The sequence below is a fragment of the Streptomyces sp. NPDC050658 genome, assembly GCF_044457025.1.
In the GTDB taxonomy this organism is placed as follows: Bacteria; Actinomycetota; Actinomycetes; order Streptomycetales; family Streptomycetaceae; genus Streptomyces.
The window spans coordinates 716,395-732,047 of record NZ_JBITGM010000001.1 but is presented as its reverse complement, the minus strand read 5'-3'; the positions used below and the strand labels follow the sequence as shown (position 1 = coordinate 732,047).

Annotated in this window: 13 protein-coding genes and 1 riboswitch; of the genes, 6 read left to right on the top strand and 7 right to left on the bottom strand. The window is 72.5% G+C overall.

Annotated elements, in window-relative coordinates:
* Nucleotides 1-262 precede the first annotated feature (262 nt).
* Nucleotides 263-1,432 carry a steroid 3-ketoacyl-CoA thiolase gene (locus ACIBKX_RS03385; RefSeq protein WP_363270664.1) on the top strand — a complete coding sequence of 390 codons (1,170 nt, stop codon included), beginning with the start codon at nt 263-265 and terminating at the stop codon, nt 1,430-1,432.
* Between the two features lie 128 nt (nt 1,433-1,560).
* Here the strand turns inward: ACIBKX_RS03385 and ACIBKX_RS03380 are convergent, their stop codons facing one another.
* The 7 genes from ACIBKX_RS03380 to ACIBKX_RS03350 form a co-directional block, all read right to left on the bottom strand.
* Nucleotides 1,561-2,037 (bottom strand): transglycosylase SLT domain-containing protein, encoded by a 477-nt coding sequence (locus ACIBKX_RS03380; protein WP_399375622.1) that lies wholly within the window; start codon nt 2,035-2,037, stop codon nt 1,561-1,563.
* A 321-nt stretch (nt 2,038-2,358) separates the two neighbouring features.
* Nucleotides 2,359-3,186, bottom strand: a complete 828-nt coding sequence (locus tag ACIBKX_RS03375; RefSeq protein WP_363270666.1) for an ECF transporter S component — start codon at nt 3,184-3,186, stop codon at nt 2,359-2,361.
* Nucleotides 3,183-4,892: an ATP-binding cassette domain-containing protein gene (locus tag ACIBKX_RS03370; protein WP_363270667.1), complete on the bottom strand. Its 1,710-nt coding sequence runs from the start codon at nt 4,890-4,892 to the stop codon at nt 3,183-3,185. The genes ACIBKX_RS03375 and ACIBKX_RS03370 overlap by 4 nt, the downstream gene beginning before the upstream one ends.
* Nucleotides 4,889-6,130, bottom strand: coding sequence for an energy-coupling factor transporter transmembrane component T (locus tag ACIBKX_RS03365; protein ID WP_399375621.1), 1,242 nt, complete (start codon nt 6,128-6,130; stop codon nt 4,889-4,891). The genes ACIBKX_RS03370 and ACIBKX_RS03365 overlap by 4 nt, the downstream gene beginning before the upstream one ends.
* An 8-nt stretch (nt 6,131-6,138) precedes the next feature.
* Nucleotides 6,139-6,843, bottom strand: coding sequence for an SCO2322 family protein (locus ACIBKX_RS03360; protein ID WP_363270669.1), 705 nt, complete (start codon nt 6,841-6,843; stop codon nt 6,139-6,141).
* Complete coding sequence (locus ACIBKX_RS03355; protein WP_363270670.1) at nt 6,840-8,060, bottom strand: prenyltransferase/squalene oxidase repeat-containing protein; 1,221 nt, start codon at nt 8,058-8,060, stop codon at nt 6,840-6,842. The genes ACIBKX_RS03360 and ACIBKX_RS03355 overlap by 4 nt, the downstream gene beginning before the upstream one ends.
* A 122-nt stretch (nt 8,061-8,182) precedes the next feature.
* Nucleotides 8,183-8,308: riboswitch (cobalamin riboswitch) on the bottom strand.
* A gap of 63 nt (nt 8,309-8,371) precedes the next feature.
* Nucleotides 8,372-9,421 (bottom strand): MBL fold metallo-hydrolase, encoded by a 1,050-nt coding sequence (locus ACIBKX_RS03350; RefSeq protein ID WP_363270671.1) that lies wholly within the window; start codon nt 9,419-9,421, stop codon nt 8,372-8,374.
* Between the two features lie 246 nt (nt 9,422-9,667).
* On the opposite strand from ACIBKX_RS03350, the gene sigJ reads away from it, so the two are divergent.
* The 5 genes from sigJ to lanKC all read left to right on the top strand — a co-directional run bounded on the left by sigJ (nt 9,668) and on the right by lanKC (nt 15,622).
* The gene (gene sigJ / locus ACIBKX_RS03345) at nt 9,668-10,585 is read left to right on the top strand and encodes an RNA polymerase sigma factor SigJ (RefSeq protein WP_363270672.1); all 918 of its coding nucleotides are present in this window, start codon (nt 9,668-9,670) and stop codon (nt 10,583-10,585) included.
* A 28-nt stretch (nt 10,586-10,613) separates the two neighbouring features.
* A complete protein-coding gene (locus ACIBKX_RS03340; protein WP_363270673.1) occupies nt 10,614-10,967 on the top strand; it encodes a DoxX family protein in 354 nt (117 codons plus the stop codon).
* Nucleotides 10,968-11,088: 121 nt separating this feature from the next.
* The gene (locus ACIBKX_RS03335) at nt 11,089-12,555 is read left to right on the top strand and encodes an aldehyde dehydrogenase (RefSeq protein ID WP_363270674.1); all 1,467 of its coding nucleotides are present in this window, start codon (nt 11,089-11,091) and stop codon (nt 12,553-12,555) included.
* Nucleotides 12,555-12,788, top strand: a complete 234-nt coding sequence (locus ACIBKX_RS03330) for a ferredoxin (RefSeq protein ID WP_266867529.1) — start codon at nt 12,555-12,557, stop codon at nt 12,786-12,788. The genes ACIBKX_RS03335 and ACIBKX_RS03330 overlap by 1 nt, the downstream gene beginning before the upstream one ends.
* 227 nt (nt 12,789-13,015) lie before the next feature.
* Nucleotides 13,016-15,622, top strand: a complete 2,607-nt coding sequence (gene lanKC, locus ACIBKX_RS03325) for a class III lanthionine synthetase LanKC (protein WP_363270675.1) — start codon at nt 13,016-13,018, stop codon at nt 15,620-15,622.
* The last annotated feature ends 31 nt before the right edge of the window (nt 15,623-15,653 follow it).

The window sequence follows — 15,653 nt, the reverse complement described above, 5'->3', positions numbered from 1 at the left end:
CTCCAGGAGTTCAGTTCCGGCAGCTCTTCGGCTGTTCTGACGGTCCATCAGGAGAGGGGATGTCCCGCAAGGTAATAACGGGTTCTACAAGTGGCAAGGCCCGTGGAGGGTTCGCTTTCGTGCAGGTCGTGCGCAAGGTGCGTGCAAGACCCTTGCGGGGCCGGGGCCGGGATCAGCAGACTGCACGGAGAACTAGAACGCGTACTAGTTCTCCGTGCGGGTGCCGGGACGCCCCCGCGGGATGTGGATGGAGAGGACGCTCATGGCCGCGGAACCTGTCATCGTCGAAGCCGTACGCACCCCCATAGGTAAGCGCGGAGGTGCGCTCGCCAATCTCCACCCCGCCTATCTGCTCGGCGAGACCTACCGCGAGCTGCTCGGCCGTACCGGCATCCACGCCGACTGCGTCGAGCAGATCGTCGGCGGCACCGTCACGCACGCCGGTGAGCAGTCGATGAATCCGGCGCGCACGGCCTGGCTCACCATGGGTCTGCCGTACGAGACCGCGGCGACGACGGTGGACTGCCAGTGCGGATCGTCGCAGCAGGCCAGCCACATGGTCGCGAACATGGTCGCGACCGGCGTCATCGACGTGGGCATCAGCTGTGGCGTCGAGGCGATGTCACGCGTGCCGCTGGGGTCCGGCTCCAAACACGGTCCGGGCAAGCCGTTCCCCGACGAGTGGAACGTGGACCTCCCCAACCAGTTCGAGGCCGCCGAGCGGATTGCCCGACGGCGCGGGCTGACCCGCGAGAACGTCGACTCGCTCGGGCTCATCTCGCAGGAGCGGGCCGCCGTCGCCTGGGCCGAGGAGCGCTTCAAACGCGAGACCTTCGCCGTGCAGGTGCCGACGACGGAGGAGGAGCAGGCCGCCGGGCAGGGGATGTGGCGGCTGGTCGACCGGGACGAGGGGCTGCGCGACACGACCATGGAGGGGCTCGGCGGGCTCAAGCCGGTCATGCCGACCGCCGTGCACACGGCGGGCAACTCCTCGCAGATCTCGGACGGCGCCGCGGCGATCATGTGGGCGTCCAAGCGGATGGCCCGCGCGCTGAAGCTGCGGCCGCGGGCGCGGATCGTGGCACAGGCGCTGGTGGGGGCGGACCCGCACTTCCACCTGGACGGGCCGATCGACGCGACGCGGGCGGTCCTCGGCAAGGCCGGGATGTCGCTCAAGGACATCGACCTCGTGGAGATCAACGAGGCGTTCGCGTCGGTGGTGCTGAGCTGGGCGCAGGTCTTCGAGCAGGACCTGGAGAAGGTGAACGTGAACGGCGGCGCCATCGCGCTGGGGCATCCCGTGGGGGCGACGGGGGCCCGGCTCATCACGACGGCCCTGCACGAGCTGGAGCGACGGGACAAGGAGTTCGCGCTGATCACGATGTGCGCGGGGGGCGCTGTCGCCACGGGGACGATCATCCAGCGGCTCTGAGGGGTCCGGTAACGCCAAACGCCGGACGGGCTGGAATGTCCAGCCCGTCCGGCGTTTGAGGACGAACTCGGCGGAGCCGGTGATTTTCCGGTGTGCCGGAGTTCCGCTCAGGGCAGCCGCCCCGAGGATCAGTACCAGCCGTTCGCCTGCCAGAAGTCCCAGGCGCCGGCCGGGCTGCCGTAGCGGTCGTTCATGTAGTCGAGGCCCCACTTGATCTGGGTCTCGGGGTTGGTCTTCCAGTCGGCGCCCGCCGAGGCCATCTTCGAGCCGGGCAGGGCCTGGACCAGGCCGTACGCGCCGGACGAGGAGTTCGTGGCGGTGTGGTTCCAGCCGCTCTCGTGGGAAACGATGTTGCTGAACGCCTGGTACTGCGCCGGGTCCGGGATCATCTTCTTCGCGATCGCCTGCGCCGAGGAAGGCGCCGCCGGGGCGGCGGCCGGAGCGGCGGCCTTGGCGGCGGTCGGGGCCGCGGCCTGGGCCGGACCCGCGGCGATCAGCATGCCGGTCGTGGCGGCGGCCACGGCGACACCGGTGAGGGCCTTCTTCGGGGTGGCGATACGGCGGAGGAGCGAGGCGGACAAAGCGTGACCTTCCGTGGGGGACATGGGGGTCGCGGGCACGCCTTGGCCATCGAAACTGGCCGGGGGAATGCGTTGGCGCCTTGGACCCGAAGGTCGTCGGCGCCGTGCGACTCGATCCAGAGAAGCAGGGCTGTTACGTCTCCGCAATGCCCCCTTTTACTAGTTGCTGTCGCACTTGGGAAAAACCTCCCCTGTGTGACCTGGCTCTCAATGCGCAGGTCAGGGCGGTGATTAGCGCGTTCACGTCAACCGATCGGCGCTACGGCCCCGCCTAGTAGAGGACCAAAGTCCTGTGGGCCGCCTCACCGCCGGACGCCTTCCGGGTAACGGAGAGCCAGCGGATGCCTACGGCTTCGGGCCCTCGAATGTGACCTGGGCCTCGAACGCGGCTCGCCGCGTGGCCCGGCGCAGCGCCTTCAGGACGGCGGGGCCGAGCGCGAGGCTCAGCAGCACGGTCACCACGGCGCGCGGCAGGTCCCAGCCGAGCGAGGTGGCCAGGCAGTACGCGATGAAGCGGCCCAGGTTGTCGCCGACCGGGTCGCCGGGGACGAAGGAGACACCGGTCGCGAGGCCGCCCAGATAGGGCCAGCCCTGGAGGTTCATCACCGTCCCGTAGAGGACGGACGACACCGCCCCGTACGCCGCGAGGAGCCCCAGCTCCCGGCGGCCCCGGATGCTGTCGGGCCCCGGCAGCAGCCCCGCCCCCATGCAGACCCACCCCATGGACAGCATCTGGAACGGCATCCACGGACCGACGCCCCCGGTCAGCAGCGCCGACGCGAACATCGACACCGCCCCGAGCACGAACCCGAAGCCGGGCCCGAGCACCCGGCCGCTCAGCACCATCAGGAAGAACATCGGCTCGATGCCCGCCGTCCCCGCGCCAAGGGGCCGCAGCGCCGCCCCGGCCGCGGCGAGCACGCCCAGCATCGCGATGGCCTTCGCGTCGAGCCCGACGTCCGCGATGGTCGCCACCACCACGGCGAGCAGCAGCGGAAGCAGCGCCGCGAAGAGCCAGGGCGCATCCTGCGCGTGCGCGCTGAGGTCCGAGCCGCCGCCCGCGATCAGCGGCCACCCGAAGGCGACCACCCCGACGGCGCTGACCAGGGCCAGGGCGCCGATGGACCGGGGGCCGAGGCGGATGGGCCGGGCCTGCCGTTCGGGGGCGGTCACGTCGCCTCCCCCGGCGCGTCCCGTACCTCGCCCGGAGCCTCCCCTGCCTCGCCCAGCGCTTCCCGCACCTGCGCGACCGTCAGCCACTTCTGCGGGGCCAGGATCTTCGTCACCTGCGGGGCGAAGGACGGCGACGACACCACGATGTCCGGGGTCGGGCCGTCCGCGACGATCTCGCCGTCGGCGAGGATCACCACGCGGTGCGCCAGTTCCGCGGCCAGCTCCACGTCGTGCGTGGCCAGGACGATCGCGTGCCCGTCGGCGGCGAGGCCGCGCAGGACCGTGACCAGACGGGCCTTCGCCGCGTAGTCGAGACCGCGGGTCGGCTCGTCCAGGAGGAGCAGCGGCGGCCGTGCGGTGAGCACGACGGCCAAGGCGAGGGTGAGCCGCTGGCCCTCGGAGAGGTCGCGGGGGTGCGTGTCGTCCGTGATGCCCGGCAGCAGGCCGTCGACCAGGGCCCGGCAGGTGCCGGCTTCGGCGCCCGCGTCATGGTCGGCGGCTGCGCACTCGGCGGCCACGGTGTCGGCGTACAGCAGATCCCGTGGTTCCTGGGGGACCAGGCCCACGTGCCGGATCAGCTCGCGCGGGCCCGTGCGGTGCGGGACGGTGCCGCCCACGCGGACCGATCCCGACGTCGGCGCGAGCAGGCCGACCAGAGTCGACAGGAGCGTGGACTTGCCCGCGCCGTTGCGGCCCATCAGGGCGACCGTCTCTCCCGCGGAGACGGCGAGGTCCACGCGGCGCAGCGCCTCGACCCGCCCGCGGCGGACGGCGAGGGCGGAGACGTCCGCCGCCGGCTGCAGGCTCTCACCCGTCTTGGTACGTCCGCGCAGCCGCGACCGGCGTTCCGGCGCGGGGCGTACGGCGGCGGCCTCCTCGCGCGGCCCGGCCCCGGAGAGCCGTTCGCGCAGCGCCCCCGCCCGGCGGCGCGCGTCCCGCACGGTGAGGGGCAGCGGCGACCAGTCGGCGAGCCTGCCCAGGGCGACCACCGGCGGGAACACGGGGGAGCGGGCCATCAGGGCGGCCGGATCGCCGAGCACCGGGGCCTCGCCCGGCCCCGCGAGCAGCAGCACCTGGTCGGCGTACTGCACGACCCGTTCCAGACGGTGCTCGGCCATCAAGACCGTGGTCCCCAGATCGTGGACGAGGCGCTGCAGTACGGCGAGGACCTCTTCGGCGGCGGCCGGGTCCAGCGCCGACGTCGGCTCGTCGAGGACGAGGACATCCGGATGCGGGGTGAGGACGGAACCGATGGCGACCCGCTGCTGCTGGCCGCCGGAGAGCGTCGCGATGGGGCGGTCGCGCAGATCGGCGAGGCCGAGCAGGTCGAGGGTCTCCTCCACTCGGCGGCGCATCACGTCGGGGCCGAGCCCCAGCGACTCCATCCCGTACGCCAGCTCGTCCTCGACGGTGTCCGTCACGAAGTGCGAGAGCGGGTCCTGGCCCACCGTGCCGACCACATCGGCGAGTTCGCGGGGCTTGTGGGTGCGGGTGTCACGTCCGGCGACGGTCACCCGGCCGCGCAGGGTGCCGCCGGTGAAGTGCGGGACGAGTCCGCTCACCGTGCCGAGCAGCGTCGACTTGCCGACTCCGGAGGGGCCGACGAGGAGCACCAACTCGCCCTCCGGCACGGCGAGATCGACCCCTTGGACGGTGGGCCCCGCCGCCCCCTCGTAGGTCACCGAGACGTCCTCGAAGCGGATCATGAGGGCTCCTCGGGGGGTACGGACTTGGACAGCGGCGTCCGCCAGGCGGCGGGCGACGTGTTCGGTGCGGGGACCGGCTCCCCGGAGGCGGGTACGGGTGCCGGAGTCGCCGCCCCCTCCGACGGCACCGGCGCCACGAACGCCGGCAGCAGGCCGAGCAGCGCCGCCGCCGCGGGCAGCAGCGGCAGGGTCGGGGCGACCAGCGGGACGACTCCGGGGTGCAGCGCCGCGAAGTCCTGGGACGCGGACCAGATCGTCAGGGCCGCCACCGCGATCCCGGACCCGGCGACCAGCCAGGCGCGCACGCCCCACGGGTCGGGCCGGTAGCGGGTGCGCACGGAGCGGCGGCCGCCGAGGCGGAGTCCGGCGAGCGCGGCGAGCACTCCGGCGGCCAGGGCGGGCAGCCCGTAGGAGGCGCCCTGCTCGGTCAGCAGCCCGTACGTTCCCACGCAGACGCCCATCAGACCGCCGAGGGTCAGCACGGCCGTCGCCCTGCGCACCCCCGCCGGCACGGGCACGGTCCGCCCGAAACCGCGTGCGTCCATCGCGGCGGCCAGCGCGACCGAGCGCTCCAAGGCGCCCTCCAGGACCGGGAGCCCCACCTGGAGCAGCCCCCTGATCCCGTTGTCCGGCCGTCCGCGCAGCCGCCGCGCGGCCCGCAGCCGCTGCACGTCGGTGATCAGGTTCGGCGCGAACGTCATCGCCACGACGACGGCGACCCCCACCTCGTACAGCGCCCCCGGCAGTGACTTGAGCAGCCGGGACGGGCTGGCGAGCGCGTTCGCGGCGCCGACACAGACAAGGAGTCCCGCGAGCCGGATGCCGTCGTAGAGCGCGAAGAGCAGCCCCTCGGCCGTCACCCGGCCGCCGATCCGCACCCCCTTCGCCCAGTCGGGCAGCGGCACCTCGGGGAGCGTGACGACGACATGCGTACCGGGGATCGGCGAGCCGAGGACGATCGCGAAGACCAGCCGGATGCCGATCACGACCAGACCCAGCTTCACGAACGCGCCGTACGACCTCGCCCACGGGGCGGACGTCCGCCGCGCCGCCACGACATATCCCGCGACGCCGATCAGCAGCCCGATGAGCAGCGGGTTCGTCGTCCGGGACGCCGCCGTGCCGAGGCCGAGCGCCCAGACCCACCAGGCGCCCGGATGCAGCGCGTTGCTCCGGTGCGCGGCGGGGGCGAGACGTCTCTTCAGCACGCCGGGGGAGGCACTCGCGGGACCGGTCATCGTGCGGTTCAGCCGCGGCGGCGGCGGGCCTGCCAGACGGCGGCGGCACCGAGCAGGGCGATGGCCGCGACACCCGCGATCAGACCGACGGAAGGACCGCCGGAGCCGTCTGTCGCGTCGGACGCCCCGGACTCGGCGGCGGTGGGCTTCTTCTCGGCCCCGCCGTCCGCCCCGCCGTCGCCCGCGACCTGCTCGCCGCAGCCCGACTTCGGGTAGCCGGCGATGGCGCACAGCAGCGCGTTGCTGTCGTAGCGCAGCGGCTTGGCCACGGCGGCGAGGGCGTCCGCGCTGGTCGCGTCGTCCGCGACGCGCGCGCACGCGGTCCGCGGCTTCGGCGGGGTCTCGCCGCCGGGCGCGTCACCCGGCGTACCGAAGTCGATGACGAGCGCGACGCGCTTGTGACCGTCCTCGGCCGGGGTCTTGGCGCAGATCGTGTCGAAGTCGGCGGCGCCGCGCGGCTTCGCGGCGTCCTTCGAGTCCTCGGACACGGAGAACCGGAAGCCCTGCACGGCCCCGTCCTCGGGCCGCGCGGTGCTCGGACCCTGGCTCGCGTACGTCCACGTCGAGCCGTCCCGGTCCCAGAAGGACCAGTAGCGGTAGCCGGCGGCCTGTGCGGGCGCGGCGGCGACGACCGTGAACAGGGGGGCGAGGAGCGCGGCGAGCACCGCCCCGACGACGAGCCGTACGGGGCGGTGCGGACGGGGACGGGTCACAGCTGCTGCTTCTTGTTGCGGCCGCTGAAGAGGAAGCCGATGCCCGCGCCGAAGACCAGGCCGACGCCGACGATCCACCACACGCTGACGCCGCCGTTGTCGTCGTCCTTCTTCTTGTCGCCCGGCTCCTCGGTGGCCTGCGGGGCGGGACCCTGCGCGTTGAGCTGCTTGACCAGGTCCGCGCCGCCGAAGTCGCGCGCGTCGAGGCCCGAGGCGTGGGCGGCGAAGATCAGCTGGGCGTAGGCGGCCGGGCCGGACGTCTTCGCCCAGTCCGCGGAGTTCTCCGCCAGCCACTGCGCCGACTTCTTCGCCTGCTCCGGCTGACCGGCCGCGGCGAGCGCGAGCACGGAGTCCGCGGTGTTGCCGTAGTCGGGCTGGGCCTTGGCGCCGGGCATCGCCGACATCAGGTGGTCGTCGGTCTTGGCGAGGGTCTTGAGGAGGTAGCCGGTGCCGTTCGACGCGGCCTGCTCGGCGGTCTTCGCCTCCGTGCACTTCGGGGACGCGGGCTTCGTCGCCTTGGACGGGGCCACGACCAGGCCCCGGCCGTAGCCGCCGAGCACACCGGCCGCCGTCGCGTCCGCGTTCGGCGCGAGCTTGCCGGTCTTCATGTCGGCGAGGCCGAAGGCGCCGCCGTCCTTGCCGCAGTCCATGGCGAGCTTCGGCAGCGCGTCGTACGGGGACTTGCCGTCCTGCGACTTCACCGACTGAGGCTTCTCGCCCGCGCCGGTGAGCGCGCCGATCACGATGCCGGTCGAGTTGGCGTCGGAGTCCATGCCGGGGCTGTAGCCCCAGCCGCCGTCCTTGTTCTGCACGGACTTCAGCCAGCCGACGCTCTTCTTGACGGCCTTGTCCTGACCGCCGAGCGCGGTGAGCGCCTGCACGGCGGCGGCGGTCGCGTTGGTGTCGACCATCGTCTTGGAGTCGCAGGGCTCGCCCGCGTCCGCGCGGTACGCGGCGAAGCCGCCGCTCGCGCACTGCTGGCCGGTGAGCCAGTCGACGGACTTGTCGGCGGGCTTCACCCCGGCCGAGTCCTGGGCGAGCAGGGCGTACGACTGCCGGAACACCCCGTCGAACTTGGGGTCCTTGTCGCCGTACAGACCGGAGGGCAGCTTGGCGGAGGGCGACGGCTTCGCGGTGTCCGCGAAGGCGGCCGGGGCGGCGGCCGAACCGAACACGGCGACGGCGGCCAGGACCGCTGCGCTGCGGCGAACGTTCATGATGCGGCGGGTGCCTCTCCCTGCGGGGAGCGGGGCAGCACGGGCGCGCGACGGGCACGGCTCCGGGCGGCTCCGGCTCCGTATACCTCGACGGTGCCGTTCATCGGGGGGTCCGATGAGGCGAGCCGGTCATGTTCCGTACCGGGCATTCCGGCTGTTCACCGCTTTGGGGCGGTGTTACACGGCTGCGGGTCAGCGCCGGATTCGCACCGGCTTCCCCCTGTACGGGCATGATGACGACGGGCTCACTCTACCGGCCCGTAGCGCGAGTGACCCTGGGCGCCCGGGGCCCGCGCCACACCGCGGCGGCCTCACACCGCCACGTACCGCACCGGATCGTTCCCCACGGCCTCCGCGCGCCCCAGCTTCACCAGGCGCCGCACATGCGCCTCCACCTCCGACACGGCGATGCTGCGCGAGCCGTAGCGAATCTCGGCCCAGGGGCGGTTCCACTCCATGCGCTCGGCGAGCTGCCAGGGGGTGAGGGGGTCGGCGAGCAGGGCGAGCAGGTCGTTCAGCCGCTCCTCGTGGTGGGCCAGGATCTCCCGGACGCGGGCCGGTGCGTCGGTGAACGTGTGCTGGTGGGCAGGCAGCACTTCGGCGGGACCCAGGCGGCCGACCCGCTCCAAGGAGTCGAGGTAGTCGCCCAGCGGGTCCGTCACCGTGTCGTCGTCCGGGTCCTCGTACAGGCCGATGTGCGGGGTGATCCCGGGGAGCAGATGGTCGCCGGAGAAGAGGCGGCCGTTGCCCGCGAGCCCCGCCGGGTGCTCCTCCTCCAGGTGCAGGCAGACGTGGCCGGGGGTGTGGCCCGGCGTCCAGATCGCGCGGAGCCTGCGGCCCGGCAGTTCGAGCAGCTCGCCCGGAGTGATGTCCCGGTCGGGGAGCGCGGGCTGCAGGCCGGGCAGCCTCGGTGCGCGGCCCGCGTCGCGCGCGGCGAGCAGCGGGGCGACGTGCTCGGCGGGGGCGCCCGCGGCCGTCAGCTTCCGCGCCATGTAGTCGAACCAGCGCTCCGAGGGGTTGGAGCGGGTGCGCCGCACCACCGCCGCGTCGGCCTCGTGCATCGCGATCCAGGCCCCCGAGGCCTCGCGGACCTTGGCGGACAGGCCGTGGTGGTCGGGGTGGTGGTGGGTGATGACGACGCCGTGCACCGCCTCCACGGACGTACCGCACGCGGCGAGACCGGCGGCCAGGGTGTCCCAGGACGTCGGGTCGTCCCAGCCCGTGTCGATCAGGACGGGCCCGCCGTCGGTGTCCAGGAGATGGACCAGGGTGAAGCCGAGGGGGTTGTCGGGGATGGGGACCTTGACGCTCCATACGCCACCGCCGTGCTCGGTCACCTGCGGATCGGTCACCTGCGTCATCGGGCGCCTCATCTCTCCATGGCTCTCTGCGGCGGCTCTGTGTCGCCGTAACTAGAACTAGTTCCAATGATCGCCCAAGTCGACTGTTTCGTCAGGGAGCTTGGCGGCGGCAGACGGAAGTGAGGCGACGGTCACATTCGGCGGACCCGATGTCACACCCGGACCGCCCCGCGGAGTCCTAGGACACAGAGCCCCGCGAGAGAAGACATGAACAGGGCTCCGCAGAGAAGACAAGAGGAGACCCACATGTCCGGCACTTCCGAGGCGGACGACGCGACCCGCGCCTTCGTCGACCACCGCGAGCTGCTGTTCTCCCTCGTCTACAACATGCTCGGCACCGTCGCCGACACCGAGGACGTCCTCCAGGAGACCTGGCTCGCCTGGGCGCCCCGGCACGCGGCCCGTGACGCCCGGCCGATCGAGAGCCCGCGCGCCTATCTCGTACGCATCGCGATGAACAAGGCCCTCGACCGGCAGGCGGCCATCAGCCGGCGCCGCGAGACCTATATCGGCCCCTGGCTCCCCGAGCCGCTGCTCACCGGCGCCGTCGACCCCGGCCATGTGCCGGACGCCGCCGAGGCGGTCGAGCGCGCCGAGTCCGTCTCGATGGCCCTCCTCGTGGTCCTGGAGACCCTCTCGCCGCTGGAGCGCGCGGTGTTCGTGCTGCACGAGGTCTTCGGGTACGCGCACACCGAGACCGCCGGGATCATCGGCCGCACCCCGGCCGCCGTGCGGCAGCTCGCCCACCGGGCCCGCGAACACGTGCGGGCCCGGCGCCCCGAGGGGCACGCCGACGCGCGCCGCCGCGCCGAGGTCACCCGGCGGTTCGCGGAGGCGGTCGCCGAAGGGGACGCGCAGACCCTGCTGCGGCTGCTCGCGCCGGACGTCGTGCTCTGGGTCGACGGCGGGGGCAAGGCGCCGGCCGCAGGACCGCGCCCGGTGCACGGCAGCGGCAAGGTGACCGAGCTGCTCCTGAAGCGGGCCGCGCACCGGACGGCGGGGGCCGACATCCGGTACTGCCACATCAACGGCGACCCCTCGGTGGTCCTCTTCGACGGGGGCGCCCCGTTCGCCGTGCTCGTCCTCGACCTGGCACCGGACGGCGAGCAGGTGTGCGGCCTCTACAACGTCACCAACCCCGACAAGCTCGCCCACCTCACCTGAACGTCCCCGCACCGCACCGGAGCCATTCATGTTCGTCGCCTACGTCACCGTCACCCTGCTGACCGCTGCCGCCAACTTCTGGGCCGCCTGCGTCGACTACGTCCGCTCGCCCCAGGTCCTCGCGAACATGGACGCGGTCAGCGTCCCGCGCTCCTGGCTCTTCCCGCTCGGCCATCTCAAACTCGCCGGTGGTGTCGGCCTGTTGACGGGCTTCGCCGTGCCGTGGATCGGCGTGGCCGCCGGGGTCGGGCTCGTCCTCTACTTCACCGGCGCCGTCCTCTGCCATCTGCGGGCGCGGGTGTACACGCTCCAATTCCCCCTCGCCTTCTGGTCGCTGGCCCTCGCGTCCCTGCTCGTCGGAGTCGCCCACCGGGGGATCTGACGCCGCCGTGACATCCCCGTGGACTCCTCGAAGTAGAACTGGTATCAGTTCTGCGAAGCCATTCTGAGGAAGTGTCAGAAAGCGTGCCCGTACCGCGGAACCCCGCAGGAGGCAGTCAGCCATGACCGAGCTCGTGGAACACGGACAGCTGTTCATCGGCGGGGAGCTGGTGGACCCCCTCGGCAAGGACGTCATCGAGGTGGTCTCACCGCACACGGGCCAGGTCTTCGCCCGGGTGCCGCACGCCGCGCCCGCCGACGTCGACCGGGCCGTCGCCACCGCGCGCAAGGCGTTCGATGAGGGCCCCTGGCCCCGGATGACCCTCGACGAGCGGATCGAGGTGATCACGAAGATCAAGGACGCGATCGCCGTACGCCACGAGGAGATCGCCCGCGTGATCTCCTCCGAGAACGGCACCCCCTACACCTCCAGCGTGATGGTGCAGGCCCTCGCCGCGATGATGGTCTGGGACTCGGCGCTCACCGTCGCCCGGAACTTCACCTACGAGGAGGCGCGCGACGGGGCGCTCGGCAAGATCCTCGTACGGCGTGAGCCGGTGGGTGTCGTCGCGGCCGTGGTCCCCTGGAACGTCCCGCAGTTCACCGCCGCCGCCAAGCTCGCCCCCGCGCTCCTGGCCGGCTGCCCGGTCATCCTCAAGACCTCGCCGGAAGCGCCGCTCGACGCGTACATCCTCGCCGAGATCGCCACCGAGGCGGGGCTGCCGCAGGGCGTGCTCTCCGTCATCTCCGCGGACCGCGAGGTCTCCGAGTACCTCGTCGCGCACCCCGGCGTCGACAAGGTGTCGTTCACCGGCTCGGTCGCCGCGGGCAAGCGGGTCATGGAGGTCGCGGCCCGCAACCTCACCCGCGTGACCCTGGAGCTGGGCGGCAAGTCGGCCGCGGTGATCCTGCCGGACGCCGACGCGGCGAGCACCGTCGCGGGCATCGTGCCCTTCGCCTGGATGATCAACGGCCAGGCGTGCGTGGCCCAGACCCGCATCCTCGTGCCGCACTCCCGCTACGACGAGTTCGCCGAGGCCTTCGCCGCCGCGGCCTGTGCGCTCAAGGTCGGCGACCCGCTCGACCCGGAGACCGAACTCGGCCCGCTGGTCGCCAAACGCCAGCAGCAGCGCTCCCTCGACTACATCCGCATCGGCCAGGAGGAGGGCGCCAAGATCCTCACGGGCGGCGGCCGTCCGGCCGGACTCGACCAGGGCTGGTACGTCGAGCCGACGCTCTTCGGAGGCGTCGACAACTCGATGCGCATCGCCCGCGAGGAGATCTTCGGCCCGGTCATCTGCCTTCTGCCGTACGGCGAGGAGAGCGAGGCCGTGAAGATCGCCAACGACTCCGACTACGGGCTCAGCGGCAGCGTCTGGACGGCGGACGTGGAGCGCGGCATCGACGTCGCCCGGCAGGTGCGCACCGGGACGTACTCCGTGAACACCTTCAGCCTCGACATGCTCGGACCGTTCGGCGGCTACAAGAACTCCGGTCTGGGGCGGGAGTTCGGGCCCGAGGGGTACGGCGAGTACTTCGAGCACAAGATGATCCACCTCCCCGCGGGACATGAAGGGACCGGTGTCTGATGGGCGACCGCTGGCACGTCGAGGTGGACCGGTCCGTGTGCATCGGCTCGGGGATGTGCGTGCTGACCGCGCCCGGCGGCTTCGAGCTCGACTCGGCCCGCCAGTCGCATCCGGTCGCCGCCGACACCGACGCCAACGAGAAGGTCCTGGAGGCGGCCGAGGGCTGCCCGGTCGAGGCGATCACGATCACCCTGACGGGGAGCGGGGAGGTCGTGTTCCCGCCGGAGGACTGAGGGACTTCGCTCCGGAGGACCGGGGGATTTCGCTTCTGGAGGAGTCTTCACTTCCGTTACGCCACGGGAGTCGTCCGGTGGGCATTCCGTGTATGTCAGGTGTGCTCGAACAGGTCGAACGGTACTTAACCCGTGCGTTCCGCATGCCGCTTCGATGACATCTGTGACTGTCCGCCCCGTTTGCGGTCTGCAACTCTCTCTGCGACGCCGCATGGGGAGGGGACACCGTGGACAAGCGGTACGAGGTCTACTGTCTGGCCGACAGACTCTTCTACGAGACTCCGGACCGCCTGTCCGTGGGCACCAGCGCCCCCGAGTTCGCGACGACGGGACGCGTGGTCCCGGAGGGCTGGCGCTCGGCGCGCGCCGGTGACTGGCTGAGCCTCGGCCCGGTCGACGAGGACGGGCACTGGCGGCCCGGACCCGCGCAGGGCTGGAAGATCCATGTCTCCGCCACCCTGGACAACGCGGACCGCACCGCCGCGGCCGTGTGGGACTACTGCGTGCCGCGCGCCGTCCCCTTCAAGTTCGTTGCGGGCCGCCACCTGCTGCACCTGCGCAACTCCAAGTACGCGGGGCGGGACGGCAGCGGGAAGTTCGCCACGATCTACCCGGCCGACGAGGATCGACTCCACTCGGTGTTACGGGAGCTGGGCAAGATCCTCGAAGGGGCGGAGGGGCCCTACATCCTCACCGACCTGCGCTGGCAGGACGGCCCGCTGTACGTCAGATACGGCGGCTTCACGCGCCGTATGTGCGTCGACGGCAGTGGTGCGCTCGTCACCGCGATCGAGGACGGCGAGGGCCGCCTCGTCCCCGACACGCGCGACCCGGCCTTCCGGGTGCCCGAGTGGGTGACGCTGCCGGCGTTCCTCGAACCCCAGCTGGCGGCGCGCAACGAGACGACGGTCACCGACCTGCCGTACCGGATGGAGAAGGCCCTGCACTTCTCGAACGGCGGCGGCGTCTATCGCGGCACCGACACCCGCGACGGCCGCGAGGTCGTCCTGAAGGAGGCGCGCCCGCACGCGGGTCTCGCCTCCGACGAGGCCGACGCCGTGGCCCGCCTGGAGCGCGAGCGGGACGCGCTGGAGAAGCTGGCGGGCCTCGGCGTCGCGCCCGAAGTGCGCGACTGGTTCGAGCTGGGCGGCCACCGCTTCCTCGTCATGGACTTCCTGGAGGGCCGCACCCTCAACTCCTTCTTCGCCGAACGGCATCCGCTGTCGGCCGCCGATCCCGACCCCGAGGCGATCGCCGCGTACACGGCGTGGGCGCTGCGGATCCACGGCGCGGTCGAGGACGCGGTGGCGGCCGTGCACGGACGGGGCGTCGTCTTCAACGACCTCCACCTCTTCAACATCATGGTCGCGCCCGACGAACAGTCCGTCGCGCTCGTCGACTTCGAGGCGGCGACCGCCGCGGACGAGGGCGGGCGCCAGGTCGTCGCCCACCCCGGATTCGTCGCGCCCCCCGACCGCACGGGCAAGGACGTCGACCGGTACGCGCTGGCCTGTCTGCGGCTCGCGCTGTTCCTGCCCATCACCTCGCTCCTGTCCGTCGACCGAGGCAAGGCGGCGCATCTCGCGCAGGTGATCGCGGCCGAATTCCCCGATGTGCCACCGGAGTTCCTCGCCGAGGCGGTGGCCGAGATCGAGCGGGGCGCGCCGGTCCGCAGGCCTTCGGCAGGGGCGCCCGCGACGTTCGTGGACCCCGCCGACTGGCCGCGCAGCCGGGACTCGATGGTCAAGGCCATCCTTGCCTCGGCCACCCCGGAGCGCGACGACCGGCTCTTCCCCGGCGACATCGCGCAGTTCGCCGAGGGCGGCGGGCTCGGACTCGCGCACGGTGCGGCCGGCGTGCTGCTCGCCCTCGCCGATGGCGGCGGCGAACGCTACGAGGAGGGCGAACGGTGGCTCCTGAAGCACACGGAACCCACCCCGCCTGGCACGCCCCTCGGGCTTGAGGACGGCCTCGCGGGCATCGCCCATGTACTCGACAGGCTCGGCCACCACGCGCGGGCCCTCGACCTCGCGGGCCTCATCCTCCAGGAGAACTGGCAGCGGCTCCCCTCCGACCTGCGAGGCGGCCTCGCCGGGCTTGGCCTCGTGCTCGACGCCCTCGCGGAGAGCACCGGCGAGCGCACCCTTGGCCAGTACGCCCTGAAGGCCGCGGAGCTGCTCGGCGAGCGGCTCACCGCCGAAGCCCAGCCGAAGGGGAAGCCGCGGGCAGGGCTGCGGCGCGGGGCCACCGGACCCGCGCTGCTCTTCCTGCGGCTCTACGAGCGCAACGGCGACACCGCCCTCCTCGACCTGGCCGGGCAGGCCCTGCGCGCTGATCTCGCGCGGTGTGTGGCGCAGCCCGACGGCAGCCTCGGCGTGGACGAGGGGTGGCGCACGATGCCCTACCTCGGCGACGGCAGCGCAGGCATCGGGATGGTCATCGACGACTACCTCGCGCACCGCGACGACGCCGGGTTCGAGGCGGCACGGCCGGGCATCCTGGCCGCCGCGCGCGCACGCTTCTGCGCGCAGCCCGGGTTGTACCGGGGGCGGGCCGGACTGCTGCTGCACGTGAACCGCAGCACCGCGCCCGGCATTTCGCCCGAGGACGTCGCCTCGCAGATCGAGGCGCTCGGCTGGTTCGCCATGTCGTACGAGGGTGAACTCGCCTTCCCCGGCGAGCAGATGATGCGCCTCTCCATGGATCTCCACACCGGGACGGCGGGCGTGCTCCTCGCCCTCGCCGCCGCGCTCGGCGACACCGGAGCGCACGTCCCCTTCCTGCCGCCGCCCAGGCGGCCCCAGAGCCGGTCCCGCCACGCAGCGGGGTCGTGACACAACCCGATGGAAATCGAGCACCACGTCC